This is a genomic window from Sporosarcina sp. SAFN-015 (assembly GCF_059415085.1).
The window spans coordinates 261,469-282,651 of sequence record NZ_JBPFDR010000002.1; the positions used below are offsets into that span (position 1 = coordinate 261,469).

The window sequence follows — 21,183 nt, forward strand, 5'->3', positions numbered from 1 at the left end:
GAAAATGTTTCTCGCGTGGAATGAAATCCAAAAGAATAAGCTGAGATTTGTACTGATTACGGGTGTCCTCATGCTTGTCGCTTATCTCGTCTTCTTCTTATCTGGCCTAGCAACAGACTTGAAGGATCTAAATCGGGAATCGGTCGATAAATGGAAGGCGTCTGCAATTATCTTAACGGAGGAATCTGATAAGAGTCTCTATCAATCATCTATGTTGATCGAGCAAACAGAAGCGGTAAAGGCTGACGAAATAGCGGTCATTGGCCAAATTAGCGCAATTGCCGGGAATGGTGATCAAAAGACCAATGTATCGCTCTTTGGAATTCGAAAAGACGAATTCCTCATGCCGGAAGTGACGGAAGGTAAGTCTATTGCGGGGATGAACGAAGTGATCGCGGACGATTCATTAAAAGAGGAAGGGTTTAGCATAGGAGATGAACTTCATTTATCATCCTCTATAGAAAAAGTAACAATTGTCGGCTTTACCGATAAAGCCAGGTTCAACGCAGCGCCGGTTCTTTACGCCGACCTTGACACTTTCCATAAAGTTAAATACGGAGTAGGTGCGGAAGCAAACAATGATCGCATCAATGGAATTGTCATCCGGAACGGAGGAGACAATGTCGTTCAAGACGATGCTCTGCAAGTTATTGAAATAGAAGAATTCATTCAAAGCTTGCCTGGCTACACCGAACAAAATTTAACGTTGACGTTCATGATCTATTTTCTATTTGCTATATCAGCAGTCATTGTAGCCATTTTCCTTTACGTATTAACTGTCCAGAAAATTAGTATGTTCGGTGTAATGAAAGCGCAAGGGATCTCTAATTATTATTTATCGAAATCGGTCATTGCACAGACTTTACTATTAGCAGCTATCGGCGTCATGATCGGATTGGCGCTAACATTGACAACGGGGGCATTCCTACCAGCCGCTGTTCCAGTCTCCTTTGACTTGCCGACGATGCTCATATACGGGGCAGTTCTTGTCATCGTAGCTATTGCAGGAGCCGTTTTTTCAGTTTGGACGATCGTCCGGGTAGATCCATTGAAAGCGATTGGAGGGTGAATGATGACAGTCCTGGAGTTAAAACATGTGACGAAAACATTTGGCAGCGGTCATAAAAAGGTGGATGCGCTAAAGAACACGGAATTCCATGCAAGCCGTGGGGAATTAATTGCGATTGTCGGGCCTTCGGGTTCCGGAAAAAGTACGTTTCTGAGCATTGTCGGTGGACTGCTTACTCCGACTTCCGGAGACGTCATCTTGAATGGAAAGAACGTCACGAAGATGACTGAAAAAGAGCGTGCGCAAATTCGGTTGAATGAAATCGGCTTCATCCTTCAAGCTTCGAATTTAATACCTTTCTTGACAGTGGCAAAGCAATTAAAGCTATTAAACAAAGTGAAAAAGGGTAATATGAATGTTGATGAGATGGAACAGCTTTACAAAGACTTAGGCATTGGCGACTTACGAGGCAAGTACCCGTCCGACTTGTCCGGAGGCGAGCGGCAACGTGTAGCCATTGCGAAGGCATTATATAGTAACCCATCAATCATCTTAGCTGACGAACCAACGGCATCTTTAGACTCAGACCGGGCGTACGAAGTAATGGACTTATTAAAGAGGGAGACGAAAAATAAGAAAACAACGAGCATCGTCGTAACGCATGATACACGTCTCGTTAGTTATTGTGACAAAGTGTACATGATGACAGATGGTGTCCTCGTACTGCAAGAAGAATTGACTCCTCTCAAGAAGGATGAAGATGATGCAAAAAACAGTTGTATGGTTTAGAAAAGATTTTCGGCTACACGATAACCCTGCATTATCAGAGGCGGCGAAAGAAGGATTCGTTATTCCCGTCTTTATCTGGTCAGAAGAAGATAAGCGAGAATATGCGGAAAGTGAAGCGTCCTCATGGTGGATCTACCATTCCGTCGCAACACTTGAAAAACAGCTTCAGGCACATGGCTTGAAGCTGTTTATTAAATATGGAGATGAGTTTGATGCACTTGTTGAGGTGATGGATGAGGCTGAAGCAAATGCCGTTTATTTCAATGAACGTTATGAGCCTGTGGAACGGAAGAAAGAAAGCAGGATTAAAGCTCAACTCGAATCAATTGGGAAAAAGGTGCAATCATTTCACGGGCACCTTTTATTTAGCCCTGATCTGTTGAACAAACAAGGCGAGCCTTATAAAGTGTTCACTTCTTTTTGGAAAAGGTGCATGCAGGAAGATGTAGCGCGCCCGCGGCCCTTTCCAGTTGAGATGAAAGGAATTGAACGAGGGATTCACTCCCTTGCGTTGAATCAATTGCGGATCATCGACGAGAAAAACTGGCATCAGAAGTTTGACGAGTATTGGAAACCGGGAGAGCATCCGGCAGTTGAAAAATGGCAACAATATTTGGAGGATGGAATGTCTTTTTATCATGCGAAGAGGGACTTTATTTCAAGCGGCTCCTCCTCCGAACTGTCGCCGTATATAGCTGCAGGAAACATTAGCGTGAAGGCGATGTGGCATTCCGCAAAATCTGTAAGCGAAGAAACAACGGAAGCCTCGGTCCATCAATCCATCGACACTTTTCTTAAACAACTAATATGGCGTGATTTTGCCTACCACCAGCTAATCCACAAGCCAGATATCATCCGATATCCGTTGCGAAAGCAATTTCTGGATTTCCCTTGGCAAGGGACAGAAGAGCAACTTATGAAATGGAAACGGGGGCAGACAGGCTATCCATTGGTCGATGCAGGCATGCGAGAACTATGGAAGACGGGGATGATGCACAACCGAGTTCGAATGGTAACTGCCTCGTTTTTAGTCAAACATTTATTAATTCCGTGGCAAGAAGGCTATAACTGGTTTAAGCATACGCTTCTCGACTTCGATGCTGCAAACAACGCGACGGGATGGCAATGGGTAACAGGATGCGGCATTGATGCTGCCCCTTACTTTAGGATTTTTAATCCGTTCCTCCAAAGCGAAAAATTTGACCCGAGTGGTCGCTATATACGGAAATGGGTGCCGGAACTTTCCAATCTACAAGCTCCGTATATACATAAGCCGTGGGAAGCGCCTGTCTCCGTTCTGGAAAAGGCCGACATTCAAATTGGCGTGACCTATCCTTTGCCAATTGTCGATCATGCAGCTGCGAGGAATCGTGCATTGGACGCATATCAACAAGTGAAAGGGACCTAGATGTGCCCACGTGGGGAGACAAGCACACAGAAATTCCTTTCAACCATAGTCGCTCGCCCGTATGCCCCGTCCATTTTCACATGTAATAGAACGAGGGGGTGAGTGAAGATGATGATGCACCGTGGACACTGTGGAGGACATTGTGGAATGAACCAGATGCTTCCTATGAATCAAATGCCGCAAAACACTCAATTGCAACCAATTGTTTGCCCGACACAATGCCGTTACCATGACCAATTCTTCCCGGTTGAACAACCATATATTCATCCGATAGTCAACGTCAACAGGCAGCATCCTGTTATCACGCCGCGACACTATTATACCGAGACAACGGAAAATGTAATGGGCGCGCCAGTATTCCCTGGACAAGGGCCTGGTTTTGGTAGAAGGGGCAGAGGCTTCTTCGGCTTCGGGAGAAGACCGTTTTAAAAGCAATATCGCTGTCTCCGGCGTCGAGCAAATCGACAATGGGACAGCTTTTTTGTTTTTTAAATCGCGTCGGGGGAGTCGGATTACATATAAACCTGTCCGCACTCAAGAAAACAGATCTGCGCCCAAGAAACTGTTCCCCGCGCTCAAGAAATCAAATCCGCGCCCAAGAAACTGGTCCCGCGCTCAAGAAATCAAATCCGCGCCCAAGAAAGCCACCTCCACGCTCAAGAAATCAAATCTGCGCTCAAGAAACTGTTCCCCGCGCTCAAGAAATCGAATCCGCGCTCAAGAAACTGGTCCAGCGCTCAAGAAATCAAATCCGCGCTCAAGAAACTGTTCCCGCGCTCAAGAAATCAAATCAGCGCCCAAGAAACTGTTCCCGCGCTCAAGAAATCAAATCCGCGCTCAAGAAACTGTTCCTCGCGCTCAAGAAATCGAATCCGCGCCCAAGAAACTGTTCCCGCGCTCAAGAAATCGAATCCGCGCTCAAGAAACTGTTCCCGCGCTCAAGAAATCAAATCTGCGCCCAAGAAACTGTTCCCGCGCTCAAGAAATCAAATCCGCGCTCAAGAAACTGTTCCCCGCGCCCAAGAAAGCCACCTCCACGCTCAAGAAATCAAATCCGTCCTCAAAAAAAAGCCGCCCCCGCAAAGGAGGCGACCCCTAACTTCAATCAACATTAAAATACCTTGCATCCGGATGTGCAAACACGATGGCCGACACCGATGCCTCTGGCTCCATCATGAATTCCTCGGTCAAATGGACGCCGATGTCTTCCGGTTTCAGCAAACCGAACAGTTTCGACTGGTCCTCGAGGTTTGGACAAGCCGGATAGCCGAACGAGAAGCGCTGGCCTTGATACTTGGCCGCGAACCGGTCGCGCATCGTGAAGTCGGTGGCGTCCGGGAAGCCCCATTGGTCGCGGATTTCCTGATGAACCCGCTCAGCGAAACCTTCCGCGAGTTCAAGCGCAGTTGCTTGGAACGCGTGGCTCTCAAGGAATTTCCCTTCGGCTTTCAGCTTATTCGCATAGTCCCGCACGCCGTGACCCGCCGTCACTTGCATAAATGCGACATAATCCATTTCCCCGCTGTCCGCCGTCTTCAAATAGTCGGCAAGGCAGAGGAACGGCTCCTTGCTTTGACGAGGGAACGTGAAACGTTCGATTTCCGTCTTCCCGTCTTCCGGATCATAAATGATGACGTCGTCTCCATCCGCCTGCGCAGGGAAGAACTGGTACATGCCGGAAGCGGATAACTGTCCCGATTCTAAGAATCCAGTGACCATTTCATGAAGCTGCACCGCTCGCTCCTCTCCATTTGCAAGCATCTTATCGACATTGCCGCGCAAGCCTAAATGATGCCCGATCAACGTTCGCATATTAACGTAGGGATATAAATGCGAAACGGAATAATCTCTTAGAACACGTCTACGAAGATCCGATGGTACGAATACAGGTGCATCCTCCCGTACTGTCTTCACAGGCCTCGGCAATACTGCAACCGCAGTATCCCGTGTCGCTCGGATCGCCTCCGACTCAAGCCGCTTTTCCTGCTTCTCAACAAGTTCATTTAACAAAGCCTCTTTATCGCCGCCTTGCAATCGGTTCGCCAGTTCAAGCCCTTGCATCGCGTCCTTTGCATAAATGACTGGTCCATCATATTCCGCGGCAATCTTCGTTTCCGTAAATCTACGGGTCAACGCAGCTCCTCCAACCATGACAGGCGTATCAATACCTGCTGCCTTGAAATCCTGAGCGGTTATCACCATTTGCTGCGCCGATTTTACAAGCAACCCCGATAACCCGATAATGTCCGGCTTTTCTTTTCGGATGACATCAATGAGCGTCGCCGGAGTCACTTTAATACCAATGTCGATGACGCGATACCCGTTATTGCTCAAAATGATATCGACGAGGTTTTTCCCGATGTCATGGACGTCGCCTTTCACAGTCGCTAACACGATCTTCCCTTTGCCGGAATCATCCTCTTTCTTCTCCATGAACTGCTCGAGGAATGAAACCGAAGCCTTCATCACTTCTGCACTTTGCAATACTTCCGCGACGATCAGCTGGTTGTCGTTGAATAGGCGTCCGACTTCGGACATCCCTTCCATCAAAGGTCCATTAATGACGTCAAGTGGCGTGTCATACATCTTAAGCGCAGCCTCTAAATCGGGGATCAACCCTTCCTTCGTCCCTTCAACGACATAATACGCAAGCCGCTCGGGCACCGTCTTTGGAATATCGTCTTCGGTTTTCTCCTTCTTTTTATCCCGATAGAAATCAGTGAAATCTGCTAGCGTCTGATCTGTCGTATGGAATAGCAGATCGTTCGCTAGATTTATTTCATTCTCCGGAATCGACGCGTAACGTTCCAATTTCTCTGTATTGACAATAGCGTAATCGAGTCCTGCCTGCGTGCAATGATATAAATACACCGCGTTCAGCACTTCCCGGCCAACAGGGGGCAGTCCGAAAGAGACGTTGCTTACACCTAGCGTCGTTAATGAACGCGGCATTTTCTCTTTGATCAGACGGATGCCTTCAATCGTTTCAACTGCCGACCCGATGTATTGTGCATCACCTGTTCCGACAGGGAAGACGAGCGGATCGAAAATGATATCTTCAGGAGCGATTCCCCATTTATTTACAAGTAAGTCATAGGAACGCTCGGCAATTTCGAGCTTTCGTTCCCGTGTCACCGCCATCCCGATTTCATCGATTGTCCCGACGACGACGGCAGCGCCAAATTTTTTCACGAGAGGAAGTACCGCGTCGAACCGTTCTTCGCCATCCTCCAAGTTGATCGAGTTGATGATCGCTTTCCCTTGAGAGAATTTCAACGCCTCTTCAATTACTTTTTCATCTGTCGAATCGATGACGAGAGGCACTTTCACTTTTTTGACGACTTCTTGCATGAAATTCTTCATATCTTCAAGTTCATCCCGGTCCGGGTTTGCAAGGCAAATGTCGAGAACATGAGCGCCGCCGCGAACTTGGGCACGTGCAATCTCGGAAGCCTCCTCAAACTTCTCCTCTACGATCAACCGTTTAAATTTCCTAGATCCGATGACGTTCGTCCGCTCGCCGATTAACAATGGGCGCATCGATGGGTCGTACAACAACGGTTCAATCCCCGAAACGGCATGATCATGCCCATTCTCCGGCTTTTGTCGTGGAGCGAGTCCGTCCACAGCTTCGCGGATCGCACGAATATGATCAGGCGTAGTTCCGCAACATCCGCCAACCATGTTCAGCCATCCTTTATCTGCAAAACCTTTTAGTTTTTGTGATAACGATTCAGGCGATTCATGGTAATGGCCTTCTTCATCCGGCAGCCCGGCGTTCGGATAACAAGTGACAAAGCTCGTTGCAAGATCAGAGAGCGAGCGCAGATGGTCTGTCATGAATTCCGGGCCTGTCGCACAGTTCAACCCTACTGAAAGCGGCTTAATATGCTCGATGGAAATATAAAACGCTTCGATGCTTTGACCGGCTAGCGTTGTACCCATAGGTTCAATCGTCCCGGAGATCATGACAGGCAGTTCAATGCCTGTTTCGTCGAATGCCCGCTTGATTCCGATTGTTCCGGCTTTGACGTTGAGCATATCTTGGCTCGTTTCCATCAATAAAATATCAGCGCCGCCTTCAATCAGTGCTTTCGCTTGAACGTAGAAGTCCTCGGAAAGCTTATCGAATGTAATCCCCCCGGTAACGGAGAGAGTCTTCGTAGTCGGGCCAATTGCACCGGCGACGAAACGCGGCTGCTCAGTTGTCGAGTAATCGGCTGCGCACTGTTTCGCGATTTCCACAGCCTTTTTGTTAATTTCAGAAGCGCGGTGACCGAGACTGAATTCGTCCAGTACGAGGGGAGTACCCCCGAATGTGTTTGTGCAAATGATATCGGCACCCGCCTCTAAATAGGCACGATGGATTTTATCGAGAATATCAGGGCGGAGGATGTTCAAATATTCATTGCAACCTTCATATTCTTCGCCACCGAAATCGTCCGCGGATAGATCTTCCGCTTGCAGCATCGTGCCCATCGCTCCGTCTATGATGAGAATTCTATTTTTCAGTTGTTGTTCAATAGGATGTTTAGGCATGGACGATATTCCTCTCCTTCTCCGCATCAAGCTGTTTTATATGATTGATCAGTTCTAACGACATGTCATAGCGAAGGAATGGCGTAATAATGTAGATGCCGTTGAATAGCTCGGCGGCAGTGTCGATCAGTTCCTTTGAAATGTTGACGCCTTCCTGAGTCGCTTTTTCACGGTCATCCCCGCAAGCGGCCATCCTTTCGAGCACCTCTTCGGATAGTTTAATGCCAGGAACTTCATGGTGCAGGAATTCCGCATTTCGAATATTCGTGAGAGGCATGATGCCGATGAAAATCGGTGTATCTAAATGCTTCGTCGCTTCGTATATGTCGATGATCTTCTCTTTCGTATAGACGGGCTGGGTAATGAAATAATCGGCCCCGGACGCGATTTTCTTCTCAAGACGTTGTACAGCGCGATCGAGGACGCGAACATTCGGATTAAATGCGGCAGCGACCGAGAATTTTGCTTTTTTGCGCAGCGGTTTGCCTGTGAAGGAAATGCCTTCGTTCAATTGTTTAATGAGCTGCAACAGCTCCATGCTTGATACATCATAGACGCTCGTAGCGCCTGGGAAGTCGCCAACCTTCGTCGGGTCGCCGGTAACAGCAAGGATATCATGGATTCCTAGCGCATCAAGCCCCATTAAATGAGATTGCAAACCGATTAAATTATGGTCGCGGCACGTCAGGTGGACAAGCGGCCGTACGTGATGCTCATGCTTTAAAATTGAGCCCATCGCCATGTTGCTAATGCGAGGGGAGGCGAGGGAATTGTCCGCCATTGTGACGGCATCTACACCAGCTGCATATAATTTATTCGCTCCTTCAAAGTACTGCTCGGTTTCCAAATGGCGAGGCGTGTCGAGCTCTACGATGACCGTCCGCTCTGTCTTCGCTTTTATGTGAAGAGGTTCGTGTTTTGCAGGTTCCGCTTCCCGGATGACAATCGGCTTTTGTGGAGTGACGGTTTTTTCCGTTACCGGCGGCAATCCCGCCAATTGCTTTTTGGCAGCTGCAATATGTTTTGGCGTCGTTCCGCAGCATCCGCCGATGAGGCGTACTCCCTCTTCACGAAGGAACGTTGCTGCACGGCCGAAATAGTCTGCTTCGGACGCATAGACGATACGGCCATCCTCGACGTCGAGCAAGCTTGCGTTCGGGGCTGCTGATAAGAATGCTCGCTCTGGAATTGACACTTTTTCAAAAGCTTGGATTGTGTGGTACGGGCCTAGCCGGCAATTAACACCGACAATATCAGCGCCTATTGATTCCAACTGGTGAAGGGCATCATTCAGATTCATGCCATTTTGCAATATGCCAGGCTCATCCATCGCTACTTGTGCAATGAGTGGGATATCCGTCAGCTTCCGCAATTCAGTAACGACGGCCGATAGCTCTTCAAAATCATAATATGTTTCCAATAATAGTCCGTCGGGATCGCCGGATAGCAATGCATCTGCCTGTTCGCGCATCATCGTCAGCACTTCGGCGATAGAGGCGTCGCTTTTCCGGATGCCACGCAGTCCTCCGATTGTCCCGAGCACATATTGATTGCCAGGCGCTGCTGCATGCTTTGCGATTTGAATCGCCGCCTCATTGAATTCCTTCACCCTATGCTCTAAACCATAGCGGGCGAGCTTAAGGGAATTGGCGCCATATGTATTCGTCTGAATCACATCCGCCCCCGCGTCGATATATTCACGGTGGATCTTCTCGATGATTTCCGGCTTTTCAATGTTCAATTCCTCATAACTAAAGTCAATGCCATATGAATAAAGCAGCGTTCCCATTGCGCCATCCGCCACTAGTACATTATCTTTCAACCGATCAAGCAATCTCATCAGAAATCATCCTCTCTTCAAGTCTGCAACTTCCTATACAATAAATTTCGACAGCAATGAAAAATAAAAAAGCCTTCGAATAAAAAGAAGGCTTTACATATGCGAAATCTCGCTCCTTCTCATCTATCAGGCCGAAATGGACCTGCTGGAATTAGCACCTGACCGAAACGGCTGGTTGCTGAAGCTTCGACGGGCCAGTCCCTCAGCTTCTCTTGATAAGAATTTGTTATGCAGTTGTTTGAATAATTTAAAACATCATATCGTTAATTGTCCGCCACGTCAATAGGTGAATTATGATAGAATAGGCGTATGAACAAAAAGTAGAAGGTGAATTCGTTGAGGATCTTCAAATTTTCCGTTCCGATTGCACTCCTTGTCGCCGGTGTTTCGTGGTGGATGCTCCATAAGGATCATCAAGAAGTGCCAGGGATGACTCGAGTATGGATTACAGTAGGTGCAGCTCTCTTAAGCGGGTTAATTGCCCATTTTTTATTTCCGAAAAATGAAGACAAGAAGCATTAATACAGAAATCGATAGCGACTTAAGCTGTCGGTTTTTTTGTGCGCTGCATTTAGGTTAACTTTAATAAAATTCAGGTTGACACAAATTGAGTTAACTTATATTCTATTGAAGATAACTCAAATTACGAGGTGGATTATGACAACAGCTTCAGTGAAAACGAAAAGTGGGATGAGCGCTCTCAGTCTCGTCTACTGTGGGATGTTTGCGGCATTAATGATGATTGGGGCAAATATTACATCGTTTGTACCGTTTCTTGTGATCGGCGGTGTGCCTATCACATTGCAAACGTTTTTCGCAGTGCTGGCGGGGCTTCTCCTAGGAAGCCGACTTGGCGCAACAGCGATGACAGTTTATATGATCGTCGGATTGGCGGGGGCGCCGGTCTTCTCGAAATTCCAAGGAGGATTCGGTGCTATTCTCTTACCTACATTCGGTTTTATCGTTTCCTTTATTATTGTCGCGTATATCGCGGGTAAGATTGTTGAAAAATATGGGGGTTTGAGAAGCTATATCGTTGCAGCTTTAGTCGCAATGAGTGTGAATTATTTGTTCGGAACAAATTGGATGTATGCAGCTTATAAGCTATGGGCAGCAGCCCCTGATGCATTCAGTTATAAGGTTGCATGGGCCTGGATGATACCGCCGTTGCCGAAGGATATTTTCCTTTCCGTTCTTGCAGGAATCTTCGGCCATCGGATGTATAAAGTTCTGAAAGTGAGGCGTGCGCATTGATGAATTATGAGGAGCTTGCAGATCGCATCCTCAATGGAGGAGCTTTATCAGATGAAGAAGCGCTTTCCATTTTGGATTGCCCGGATGATGATCTGCTTCCGTTGTTGCATGCGGCCTATAAAATTAGGAAGCATTATTATGGAAATAGAGTGAAGTTAAACATGATCATCAACACAAAATCTGGTCTTTGTCCGGAAAACTGTGGGTATTGCGCGCAGTCGATCGTCTCAAAAGCCCCGATTGAGAAATATGCAATGATGAAACAGGAGGAAATCGTGGCGGGGGCTGAACGTGCGGCGTCTGTAAAGGCAGGAACGTATTGTATCGTTGCAAGCGGTCGGGGACCGGTCAATCGGGAACTTGAAATCGTCATTGATTCCGTTAAGGAAATTAAAGCGAAGCATAGAGACATGACTGTCTGTGCTTGTCTCGGCATTTTGAAGCCTGAACAAGCAAAACGTCTGAAAGAAGCAGGTGTCGATCGCTACAACCACAATATCAATACGTCTGCCGCACATCATGATAGCATTACGACATCCCACACATACAATGATCGCGTGAATACGGTCGAACTAGCGAAGGAAGCTGGAATTTCGCCGTGCTCAGGCGTTATCATCGGTATGCGGGAGACGAAAAAGGATGTAGTTGCAATGGCACGTAGTCTGCATGCGATGGATGCCGATTCGATTCCTGTTAACTTTTTGCATGCGGTGGATGGGACGCCGCTCGAAGGGATGAATGAGCTGACACCACGCTATTGCTTAAAAGTGCTATGCCTCTTCCGCTTCATCAATCCGACGAAGGAAATCCGAATTTCGGGTGGTCGGGAAGTGAATCTGCGGTCGCTTCAGCCATTCGGTCTTTATCCGGCAAATTCGATCTTTATCGGTGATTATTTGACGACTGCCGGACAAGAAAGCGATCGGGACCGGCAAATGCTAATGGATCTTGGATTCGAAGTCGATTTGGAGCCATTAACGAAACAGCCGGTAACAAGTTGAATAAAGATAACAAAGGGCGATCCTTCAAGTTGATGAGTCTCAACTTGAAGGATCGCCCTTTTTCATTGATGGCGGCTGCCATAAAGAAAAGTCTTCTTGTTCCATGAAATACTCCTTTACCGAAATTGAACCGTCAAAAGGTATTGCTTCAATCGTTTCGAGCATGTCATCAAACTGGGCTTCTTTAACTGCAGAGATATTTCTGTTCGTTATTCGTGCAGGAAGTTGATGTTCCTCAATCGTTTTAACCCATTCTTCCAGCGTCGGCTCACTGATGATGACCGTCTCGAAATATTTCATATCCCCATTATCCTCCCGATATCGATAAAGAAGACGGGCACCGATATAATCGTTTTTCTTTCCTTTGAACCCGGGATTCGTCCAGAGGCCGATTAGCAGATCGGTTATTTGGTCGTAACGGAAAGTGACGGAATTCGTTTCACCGGTCCACTCGTTGGCGAAGTAAAGTGTGTAGCCATCTTGTTCCTCCACCTTTGTGAACGTTGTTGGCCCTTTTTGCCGAGGTAGCTTTAGAAGTTGGATGCATATCCAACCGATGAATAGGGAAATGCCGCCGAGCAGGGCTGCCAGTAGCCACTCTCCGTCCAAAAATGTATCTACGGTCAAGTATAATAGAGCGATGCCAAACGCTCCGAAGCCGATAAGGGCAAGATAATAATAAACTTTTTTAGCTGCTGACATTTTACCTGGCAGCTTATCGGCGCTAAAAACATTCGTCTGCATAATAGCTCAACTCCTTTCTCTCTTGTCTTGTACGGAAGTTCGGGGTGGTAGGATTCAAAAACTTGGTCAAAAAGATGAATCGTTTTGCTGCTTCATCCGTATAGTTAGAGGAGATAAATTTTTAATAGAAAAGAGTGTTCATATGATAAATTTACTGCTATTTTCAATTGTCGTCGGTATCGTTTCCGCGATGATCATCGTGCCGTTCACGTCGGTTTCTAAAGAGGGGAAACCAGCCTTTAATCGAATTGGTGCATTGTCTGCGACAGTAGGGCTCATGGCAGTTCTCACATTCGCCCTTTATTACGTCACGAATCTGGACAGGAATTGGACGTCGCTATGGGCTTTATTCCTTGTCGTAGCTGTAGCGGGAGTCGTGCTTGCAACCGGGAAGGAACGAAGCGCCAAAATTGTCCTGTTATTGGCTGCGTTAGCGGGAAGTGCGTTCATCCTTAGTGCGCCGCTATTTAATGCAAATCAAAAATATAAAGCGGTTGAAATGGATCAACAAGTGGAAATCAAAGCGTTTGACGAAACGAAGACGCCTGCAAGTGTACCGCCAAAATTTGCTCGGAATAAAATGAAGAAGGCATTCGGCCAAGTGCCGAATACGAGTTATTATGAGCTCGGCAACTTGCAGATTCAAAAAGTGGATGGGAAATTTGTCTATATCGCGCCAGTTGAATTTTCGGGATTCTTCAAATGGATGAACGGGAAGACGACACCTGGCTACTTCACGATGAGCGCGACCGATTCGGCGGACAATCCGAAGTTCGTGAAAACGGAAATGGCCTATACGCCTTCATCGTACTTCCATAAACAAGTGGAGCGCCATATGCGGATGGCGGCGCCGGATCTCATCTTTTACGGCGATGTGCAGCTTGAAATTGATGATGATGGAAAGCCGCATTATATACGTTCCTATGGGGAATTCATTACAGCGAGAAACGGTTTTGACGTCCAAGGGGTCGTCATGGTAGATCCGGGTACGGGTGAAGTGAGCCGATATCCGCTTTCGAACGTCCCTGAATTTATCGATGGGGCGGTTTCACCCGAAGCGGTCAGCTTGCAAAACAGCTACTTCGGAAAATACGTTCACGGATTCTGGAATTCAATCGTCGGGAAGAAGGATGTGAAGCTGCCTTCAGACGAAGGGACGGAGTCGAATGTCAGTCCGGTGTTCGATGAAAATGGCCATATGTATTATTTCACTGATTTCACAAGCCCGAAAGAAGGCGTCGACTCGATGCTTGGCTATGCATTGACGGATGGCCGCACAGGCGAAGCGACTTACTATACTGGCAATCTGGAAGAGTCGTATATGGACTCGCAAGGTACGCTTCAAATTATTGAAAAGAAATTCATCGAGAAGAAATGGACCGGAGAAATGCCGGTGCTCTATAACTTTTACGGAGAGGCGAGCTGGTTGACGCCGGTTCTTGACTCAAACGGCTTCCTGCAAAATTACTTCATCGTTTCGGCAGCAAACCCAGAAATCTCCGTGTACGCCAATTCACCGAATGAAGCGTTGAGGCTATATAAGACGGCACTGCAACGCGGGGGAAGCACGGTCGACGGCAGCTCGAACGCCGAGGAAGGAAAAGCGTCTGTCAACGTCGTCCGAGTGTATAAGGAACGCGCCGGCGACGCTACACTCATTTCGATCCTTGCAGACGACGGCCGGAACTTCATCGTTTCCACCGAAGCTGTTCCGTTAGCAATCTACATCCAAGAAGGCGACCACCTCGCCATCACGTATTACGAAACAGGCGAGCTCTTCCTGCCTGTTAAGGAACTGAAAAACGCTACGATTGAATAAAAAAAGGCAGCCTCCTGGATATCGGGGGCTGCCTTTATACGTTAATGAGCGATTACGACGAATTATGAGCCGTTCGTAGCCTTTATACGTGTCTACTTCGGGTTATGGACTTTTACAGTGTTTTATGGACATTTCTAGCGGTTTATGGGCTTTTACAACGACTTATGAGCTTTTCCGGCAATTTATTATTGGAAAAGGGTGTAAGGAGTTTGTTCAAAAGGGCAGACTGCACCTATGCGAAAATAACAGCCGTTTGCCTCAACTGTTACGAACCGCCCTTTCGAACAGAACCCACGAAGAGGAAGAAGAGGTCAGACAAAATCCTCAACTACCTTATTACCCTATTTTTTAAACCTTAAACATTAACAGCTGACAAATTTATTCGCTATTAATTGAATGGAAGATAGATTTTTCTGTTAACTTGCATATAAATTGCGCGCCAGATGTATTTTCATGTACAATTAAGTCAAAGATAGTCAAAGTCAATGGCTTAGCACCGTGAGAAAAGAGGTGACATCATGCGAAACATTTCTGACATTATTGAAGGGTATTTAAAGGCAATTATCGAAAAAGAAGATAGCGGGACTGTGGAAATCAAACGGAGTGAGGTCGCAGAAAAATTTCAATGCGTGCCTTCACAAATTAATTATGTCATCAACACCCGCTTCACCGTCGAACGCGGATACGCAGTCGAATCAAAGCGCGGAGGCGGTGGATACATCCGGATTTATCGCGTCCAGACGAATTCGCATAAGGAATTGATCGAACATATTTTAGAAGGAATACAACATGGCGCAACATATGCAATGGCTGAAGGAATCATCTACAGGCTATTGAACGAAGAAGTCATTTCGGAGAGAGAGTCTAGGCTCATTTTAGCTGCGGTGGACCGGACGACGCTCCATTATCCGCTGCCGGAGCGCGATCTTATCCGAGCGCGGATTTTGCAGGCGATGCTATCAACTCTAATCTATAAGCAGCTTGGATAGTGAATTTGACGAATACGAGGTGCAAAATATGCTATGCGATAATTGCAAAGAACGACCGGCTTCCGTGATTTTCACCCAGGAAGGCATGGGCGGTTCTACAGAACGGCATTTATGTGAGAAATGTGCGTTTCAAACACAAATGTTCCACTTTGACCCGAATCAGGAACCGTTGTCGATCCAACAATTCCTTTCCCATTGGTTTGGTGGAAGTGAATCAATGCAGCCTTTTCAGCAGTCTAGGGAAAGCACGTCCGAAGGACCAACTTGCCCCGATTGCCAATTAACGTTCAGGAAATTCCTCGATATAGGCAAGTTCGGTTGTCCGACGTGCTATGACTCGTTCAGGGAGTATTTGCCGCGAGTTTTCAGCAAGCTCCATAATGGTCATACGACACATGTCGGAAAAATTCCGGTCTCCTTTAACGAACGATTTGCCTTGAAAAAGAAAGTCGAGGAAATCAGGCTGAAAATGCAGGAAGCGATCGAGGAGGAACGATTTGAGGATGCCGCCGCGTTGAGGGATGAAGCGAATGCGCTGAAAGAGCGTTTAGCGGAATGCGGCGATGGAGGTGGTGACAGCCATGTCAATTAATAAATTCATGAAAGGTGCTGTCACTGGATGGATGACATCGCATGGGGAGCATGCGGATATCGTCATGTCGACAAGGATCCGCTTAGCCCGGAATTTAAGGGGATATCGATTCCCGATTGCGTTCACAGTTGAAGAGGCGCAGAAAGTCGACTCGCAAGTTTCGGCCGCCTTGCTTACTTCCGATGAAAAAGGGTATGCCTATATGAAGATGTCAGAACTTCCGGCAACAGAAAGACAAGTGCTTGTTGAAAAGCATTTGGTCAGTCCGCAATTGACAGACCCTAAGCGACATGGAGCGGTTGTACTGTCGGAGGACGAGACATTGAGCATCATGCTGAACGAAGAGGATCATATCCGCATTCAATGCATCTATCCAGGATTCCAGCTTGAAAATGCATACGAGCATGCAGATTCTGTCGATAACTATTTAGAGGATAAACTTCCCTATGCTTTCGATGAAGATTTCGGCTACTTGACGAGCTGTCCGTCAAATACGGGCACAGGCATGCGGGCGTCGGTCATGATGCACTTGCCTGCTTTAACGATCACAAAGCAAATTGAGCGCATTATTCCGGCCATTTCAAGGCTAGGCATGATTGTCAGAGGCAGCTACGGAGAGGGAAGCGAAGCGCCGGGCAATATTTATCAGGTTTCGAATCAGACGACTTTGGGCAAACCGGAGAAAGAGATTCTTTCTGATTTGAAAAATGTAGCGCTCCGGCTGATCGCCCACGAAAGGCGTTCGCGTGAACTTCTTCTTTCCAAATCGCGTATTGCACTAGAAAACAAGCTTTTCCGCTCGCTCGGCATTATCTCGTATGCTAGATTGCTGCCTTCTGGAGAAGCGGCACGTTGTCTATCAGACGTCCGTCTGGGCATTGATTTGGGAATAATCGAGGATGTAGACATGTCCATTTTGAATGAATTAATGATTTTCATGCAGCCTGGATTCCTACAGCAATACGCAGGGTCGGAATTGACTGCGGAAGAAAGGGATATATTTAGAGCTAATCTATTCCGTGAACGTTTGCGTTCGGAACAGCAAAGGGAAGAAAATAATAAAGAAAACTGAGCAATAGTTTTGCAACGGATTTTTCTGTTTATTATAATTATGTCAAAGAAGGTCAAAGTCAATTTATTGGAATTGGATTGCTACCTGAACTATTGGAATAGAGTAAGAGGAAGTCCTATTATTTCATTTCAATAGTGGGAAAGGATAGACGTTACTTATAGAAGGAGTGGAAGAATATGATGTTCAATCGTTTTACACAGCGGGCTCAAAAAGTCCTGCAGCTTGCACAAGAAGAAGCGATCAGACTGAAACATGAATCGATCGGCACTGAGCATATCTTATTGGGTCTCATACGGGAAGGCGGCGGCATCGCCGCGAAAGCATTGGAAGCGATCGACGTCAGCTTCGAAACGATTGAAAAGGGCGTGGAGAGCCTTGTTGGTTCCGGTTCGAAGGAAGTCGGGCCGATTGTCCATTACACGCCGAGAGCAAAAAAGGTCATCGAGCTTTCTGTCGATGAATCGCGGAAACTCGGCCATTCCTATATTGGGACGGAGCATATTCTATTAGCGCTCATTCGCGAAGGTGAGGGGGTGGCTGCCCGTGTATTGAATAATGCAGGTGTCAGCTTGAACCGTGCGAGACAGCAAGTACTCCAATTGCTCGGGAGCAACGATAATGCTGTCGGCAACCAAGGTGCTTCCTCGTCCGCTTCTACTCCTACACTTGATAGCCTAGCTCGTGACTTGACGGAAATAGCGCGGGAAGGCACACTTGACCCGGTAATCGGGCGCAGTAAGGAAATTACTCGAGTGATTGAAGTATTGGCACGTCGTACAAAGAACAACCCTGTATTGATCGGAGAGCCGGGTGTTGGTAAGACAGCGATTGCGGAAGGGCTTGCGCTTCAGATTGTAAACAATGAAGTACCTGAAATCCTGCGTGATAAGCGCGTTATGACTTTGGATATGGGAACGGTCGTCGCGGGTACGAAATACCGCGGTGAATTTGAGGACCGCATGAAAAAGGTGATGGAGGAAATCCGTCAGGCGGGCAATATTATTCTATTCATTGATGAATTGCATACACTTATCGGGGCTGGCGGAGCTGAAGGGGCAATTGATGCTTCGAATATCTTGAAGCCGTCGCTAGCACGCGGGGAATTGCAATGCATCGGTGCCACGACGCTTGATGAATACCGTAAATATATCGAAAAAGATGCTGCGCTTGAAAGACGTTTCCAACCGATTCAAGTCGATGAACCGACTGTTGATGAGACGATTTTGATCATCAAGGGCTTGCGCGATCGATACGAAGCGCATCACCGCGTGAAAATTACGGATGAAGCGATCGAGGCCGCTGCAAAAATGTCGGATCGGTACATTTCTGACCGTTTCCTTCCGGACAAAGCGATCGACTTGATCGATGAAGCGGGTTCGAAAGTGCGACTCCGTTCGTATACGACCCCTCCGAATTTGAAGGAGCTTGAAGCGAAGCTTGAAGCGATCCGCCACGAAAAGAATGCCGCGGTGCAAAGCCAGGAATTCGAAAAGGCGGCATCATTCCGCGATAAAGAGCAGAAAATGAAAGAAGAGCTCGAAACGACGAAGACGGAATGGAAAGAGAAGCAAGGCAAGCAGGAATCAGAAGTGACCGTTAATGACATTGCGGAAGTCGTCGCGATGTGGACGGGGATTCCGGTCGCGAAAATCGCAGAGACAGAAACTGCAAAACTGTTGAATATGGAAGAGCTTCTGCATGAACGCGTCATCGGGCAGAAAGAAGCCGTAACGGCCATATCTAGAGCGATTCGGAGAGCTCGCGCCGGATTGAAGGATCCGAAGCGTCCGATCGGTTCTTTCATCTTCCTTGGACCGACGGGTGTCGGTAAAACTGAGCTTGCGAGGGCGCTTGCAGAAGCGATGTTCGGTGATGAAGATGCGATGATCCGCATCGATATGTCCGAGTATATGGAGAAGCATGCGACGTCAAGGCTCGTTGGTTCACCTCCGGGATATGTCGGATATGACGAAGGTGGCCAGTTGACTGAGAAAGTCCGTAGAAAACCGTACTCCGTCGTCTTGCTGGATGAGATTGAAAAAGCGCACCCGGATGTCTTTAATATTCTGTTGCAAGTGCTTGAGGATGGAAGATTGACGGATTCCAAAGGCCGGACAGTCGACTTCCGCAACACGGTCGTCATCATGACGTCCAACGTAGGGGCGGAAACGTTGAAGCAAAATCGCTATGTCGGTTTTAACTTGCAAGACGGTGAACGCGATTACGAAGATATGAAGTCAACGATGCTTGAAGCGTTGAAAAAAGCGTTCCGTCCAGAGTTCCTGAATCGTGTGGATGAAATGATTGTCTTCCACTCGCTTGAGAAGGAGCACTTGCGAGAGATCGTTTCCCTTATGTCGAACGAGTTGACGAAACGTCTTGCTGAACAAGATATTACGCTTGAGTTGACAGATGAGGCGAAGATGAAAATCTCCGAAGAAGGTTATGATCCTGATTACGGTGCACGCCCGTTGCGCCGGGCTTTACAAAAGCATGTGGAAGACCGTCTATCGGAAGAGTTGTTGAGCGGGACCGTTCTGACGGGCGGAAAAGTCATTGTCGATGTAGAAGATGGCGAGTTCGTCGTCAAGACAGACCGTATTCCAGTGGCAGAAAATCAATAATAGGATGGCCCTCCCGTAGAGTTCGCTATCTACGCGGGTGGGCTATCCTTTTCGTATATGGAGGTAAGTATGGCGAAACGGAAAACGAAATTCATGTGCAGAGACTGCGGCTATGAATCTCCGAAATGGATGGGGAGATGCCCCGGATGCGGTGAATGGAATACGATGGACGAAGAAGTTGAAATCGTAAGCAAAGGTCCGCGTGGCGCCTTCAAGCATACCGAGACGGTTCAGCAGAAAGCAATGCCGATCAGCTCGATCGAGACGATGGAGGAGCCGAGGGTCAAAACGGAGCTTGGTGAATTGAACCGCGTTCTCGGCGGTGGGATTGTCCCGGGTTCGCTTGTTTTAATCGGCGGTGATCCGGGCATAGGAAAATCAACGCTGTTGCTGCAAGTGTCTTCGCTCCTTGCGAATCAAAAGCAACGTGTTCTTTACATATCAGGTGAAGAATCAATCAGGCAGACGAAGCTGCGCGCCGAACGTCTTGGCGTTGCATCAGATGAGCTGTTCATCTATGCAGAGACCGACTTGGCAAAGATACATGAAACGATTAATGAGGTCCAGCCGAAATTTGTCATTGCGGACTCGATTCAGACGATTTATCATCCCGAGGTGACATCCGCACCAGGGAGTGTTTCGCAAGTTCGAGAGTGTACAGCTGAACTGATGCGTATCGCAAAGACACAAAATATAGCTATTTTTATCGTCGGTCATGTGACAAAAGACGGACAAATTGCAGGTCCGCGTCTTCTTGAGCATATGGTGGATACTGTCCTCTACTTTGAAGGGGAGAGACATCATACGTATCGAATATTGCGGAGCGTGAAGAACCGTTTCGGTTCGACGAATGAAATAGCAATCTTTGAAATGCTGCAGTCAGGATTGAAGGAGGTTTTGAATCCTTCAGAGCTGTTCCTGCGAGAACGTTCCCAAGGAGGTGCTGGATCGACTGTCGTTGCCTCCATGGAAGGAACTCGTCCGATCCTTGTCGAAATCCAAGCGCTCGTAACGCCGTCAAGCTTCAATTACCCGAAGCGGATGGCAACCGGGATTGATCAGAACCGTGTCTCTTTGTTGATGGCTGTTCTTGAAAAACGGATGGGAATGTTATTGCAGGCGCAAGATGCCTATATTAAGGTTGCAGGCGGCGTTAAGCTTGACGAGCCGGCTATCGACTTGGCGGTTCTTGTGAGCATTGTGTCAAGCTATCGCGATGCAGCTGCTGGGGCAACTGACTGTTTCATTGGCGAAGTGGGCTTGACGGGGGAAGTGCGCCGCGTTTCCCGCATTGAACAGCGGGTGACGGAAGCGGCAAAGCTTGGATTTGAGAAGGTTGTTATTCCGTCGTCGAATATCGGTGGATGGGATTTTCCGGAAGGGATTCAAGTGGTCGGTGTCGAAACGATAAGTGAGGCATTAAACGTTGCCTTTTCGTGAAAAATCAAGGATATGGGACTTTTTATAGGGAGTTCCATGTCCTCAGTTTTTCTATATGAGGAA

17 protein-coding genes and 1 riboswitch are annotated in these 21,183 nt (G+C 47.5%); of the genes, 14 read left to right on the forward strand and 3 right to left on the reverse strand.

Going from position 1 to position 21,183, the window contains the following annotated elements:
- Positions 1-4: 4 nt before the first annotated feature.
- The 5 genes from ACR65H_RS04300 (at position 5) to ACR65H_RS04320 (ending at position 4,305) form a co-directional block, all read left to right on the forward strand.
- Complete coding sequence (locus ACR65H_RS04300) at positions 5-1,069, forward strand: ABC transporter permease (protein ID WP_440498938.1); 1,065 nt, start codon at positions 5-7, stop codon at positions 1,067-1,069.
- Positions 1,070-1,072: 3 nt separating this feature from the next.
- The gene (locus ACR65H_RS04305) at positions 1,073-1,798 is read left to right on the forward strand and encodes an ABC transporter ATP-binding protein (RefSeq protein WP_440498940.1); all 726 of its coding nucleotides are present in this window, start codon (positions 1,073-1,075) and stop codon (positions 1,796-1,798) included.
- Positions 1,773-3,206, forward strand: a complete 1,434-nt coding sequence (locus tag ACR65H_RS04310; RefSeq protein ID WP_440498942.1) for a cryptochrome/photolyase family protein — start codon at positions 1,773-1,775, stop codon at positions 3,204-3,206. The genes ACR65H_RS04305 and ACR65H_RS04310 overlap by 26 nt, the downstream gene beginning before the upstream one ends.
- 108 nt (positions 3,207-3,314) lie before the next feature.
- Positions 3,315-3,635, forward strand: coding sequence for a hypothetical protein (locus ACR65H_RS04315; RefSeq protein WP_440498944.1), 321 nt, complete (start codon positions 3,315-3,317; stop codon positions 3,633-3,635).
- Entirely contained in the window at positions 3,586-4,305 is a 720-nt protein-coding gene (locus ACR65H_RS04320; RefSeq protein ID WP_440498945.1) for a hypothetical protein, read from the forward strand. Before ACR65H_RS04315 ends, ACR65H_RS04320 begins: the two co-directional genes overlap by 50 nt.
- A 2-nt stretch (positions 4,306-4,307) precedes the next feature.
- On the opposite strand, the gene metH is transcribed toward ACR65H_RS04320, so the two are convergent.
- On the reverse strand, positions 4,308-7,745 hold the full coding sequence (gene metH, locus ACR65H_RS04325) for a methionine synthase (protein WP_440498947.1): 3,438 nt from the start codon (positions 7,743-7,745) through the stop codon (positions 4,308-4,310).
- Positions 7,738-9,585, reverse strand: a complete 1,848-nt coding sequence (locus ACR65H_RS04330) for a bifunctional homocysteine S-methyltransferase/methylenetetrahydrofolate reductase (RefSeq protein ID WP_440498949.1) — start codon at positions 9,583-9,585, stop codon at positions 7,738-7,740. Before ACR65H_RS04330 ends, metH begins: the two co-directional genes overlap by 8 nt.
- A 116-nt stretch (positions 9,586-9,701) precedes the next feature.
- Positions 9,702-9,807: riboswitch (SAM riboswitch) on the reverse strand.
- Between the two features lie 114 nt (positions 9,808-9,921).
- On the opposite strand from ACR65H_RS04330, the gene ACR65H_RS04335 reads away from it, so the two are divergent.
- From ACR65H_RS04335 to bioB, 3 genes are all read left to right on the forward strand, one after another.
- Positions 9,922-10,107, forward strand: a complete 186-nt coding sequence (locus ACR65H_RS04335; RefSeq protein ID WP_440498951.1) for a histidine kinase — start codon at positions 9,922-9,924, stop codon at positions 10,105-10,107.
- 135 nt (positions 10,108-10,242) lie between these two features.
- Positions 10,243-10,839 carry a biotin transporter BioY gene (locus ACR65H_RS04340; protein ID WP_440498952.1) on the forward strand — a complete coding sequence of 199 codons (597 nt, stop codon included), beginning with the start codon at positions 10,243-10,245 and terminating at the stop codon, positions 10,837-10,839.
- A complete protein-coding gene (gene bioB / locus ACR65H_RS04345; RefSeq protein WP_440499210.1) occupies positions 10,839-11,840 on the forward strand; it encodes a biotin synthase BioB in 1,002 nt (333 codons plus the stop codon). The genes ACR65H_RS04340 and bioB overlap by 1 nt, the downstream gene beginning before the upstream one ends.
- Positions 11,841-11,879: 39 nt before the next feature.
- On the opposite strand, the gene ACR65H_RS04350 is transcribed toward bioB, so the two are convergent.
- A complete protein-coding gene (locus ACR65H_RS04350; protein WP_440498954.1) occupies positions 11,880-12,584 on the reverse strand; it encodes a hypothetical protein in 705 nt (234 codons plus the stop codon).
- A 142-nt stretch (positions 12,585-12,726) separates the two neighbouring features.
- Between ACR65H_RS04350 and ACR65H_RS04355 the strand changes: the two genes are divergently transcribed.
- The 6 genes from ACR65H_RS04355 to radA all read left to right on the forward strand — a co-directional run bounded on the left by ACR65H_RS04355 (position 12,727) and on the right by radA (position 21,120).
- A complete protein-coding gene (locus ACR65H_RS04355; protein ID WP_440498956.1) occupies positions 12,727-14,403 on the forward strand; it encodes a hypothetical protein in 1,677 nt (558 codons plus the stop codon).
- Between the two features lie 518 nt (positions 14,404-14,921).
- On the forward strand, positions 14,922-15,392 hold the full coding sequence (locus tag ACR65H_RS04360; protein ID WP_440498958.1) for a CtsR family transcriptional regulator: 471 nt from the start codon (positions 14,922-14,924) through the stop codon (positions 15,390-15,392).
- Between the two features lie 28 nt (positions 15,393-15,420).
- Positions 15,421-15,984, forward strand: coding sequence for a UvrB/UvrC motif-containing protein (locus tag ACR65H_RS04365; protein WP_440498960.1), 564 nt, complete (start codon positions 15,421-15,423; stop codon positions 15,982-15,984).
- Complete coding sequence (gene mcsB / locus ACR65H_RS04370) at positions 15,974-17,056, forward strand: protein-arginine kinase McsB (protein ID WP_440498962.1); 1,083 nt, start codon at positions 15,974-15,976, stop codon at positions 17,054-17,056. Before ACR65H_RS04365 ends, mcsB begins: the two co-directional genes overlap by 11 nt.
- A gap of 176 nt (positions 17,057-17,232) precedes the next feature.
- The gene (clpC, locus tag ACR65H_RS04375) at positions 17,233-19,680 is read left to right on the forward strand and encodes an ATP-dependent protease ATP-binding subunit ClpC (RefSeq protein ID WP_440498964.1); all 2,448 of its coding nucleotides are present in this window, start codon (positions 17,233-17,235) and stop codon (positions 19,678-19,680) included.
- A 69-nt stretch (positions 19,681-19,749) separates the two neighbouring features.
- Positions 19,750-21,120, forward strand: a complete 1,371-nt coding sequence (radA, locus tag ACR65H_RS04380; RefSeq protein ID WP_440498965.1) for a DNA repair protein RadA — start codon at positions 19,750-19,752, stop codon at positions 21,118-21,120.
- Positions 21,121-21,183 lie beyond the last annotated feature (63 nt).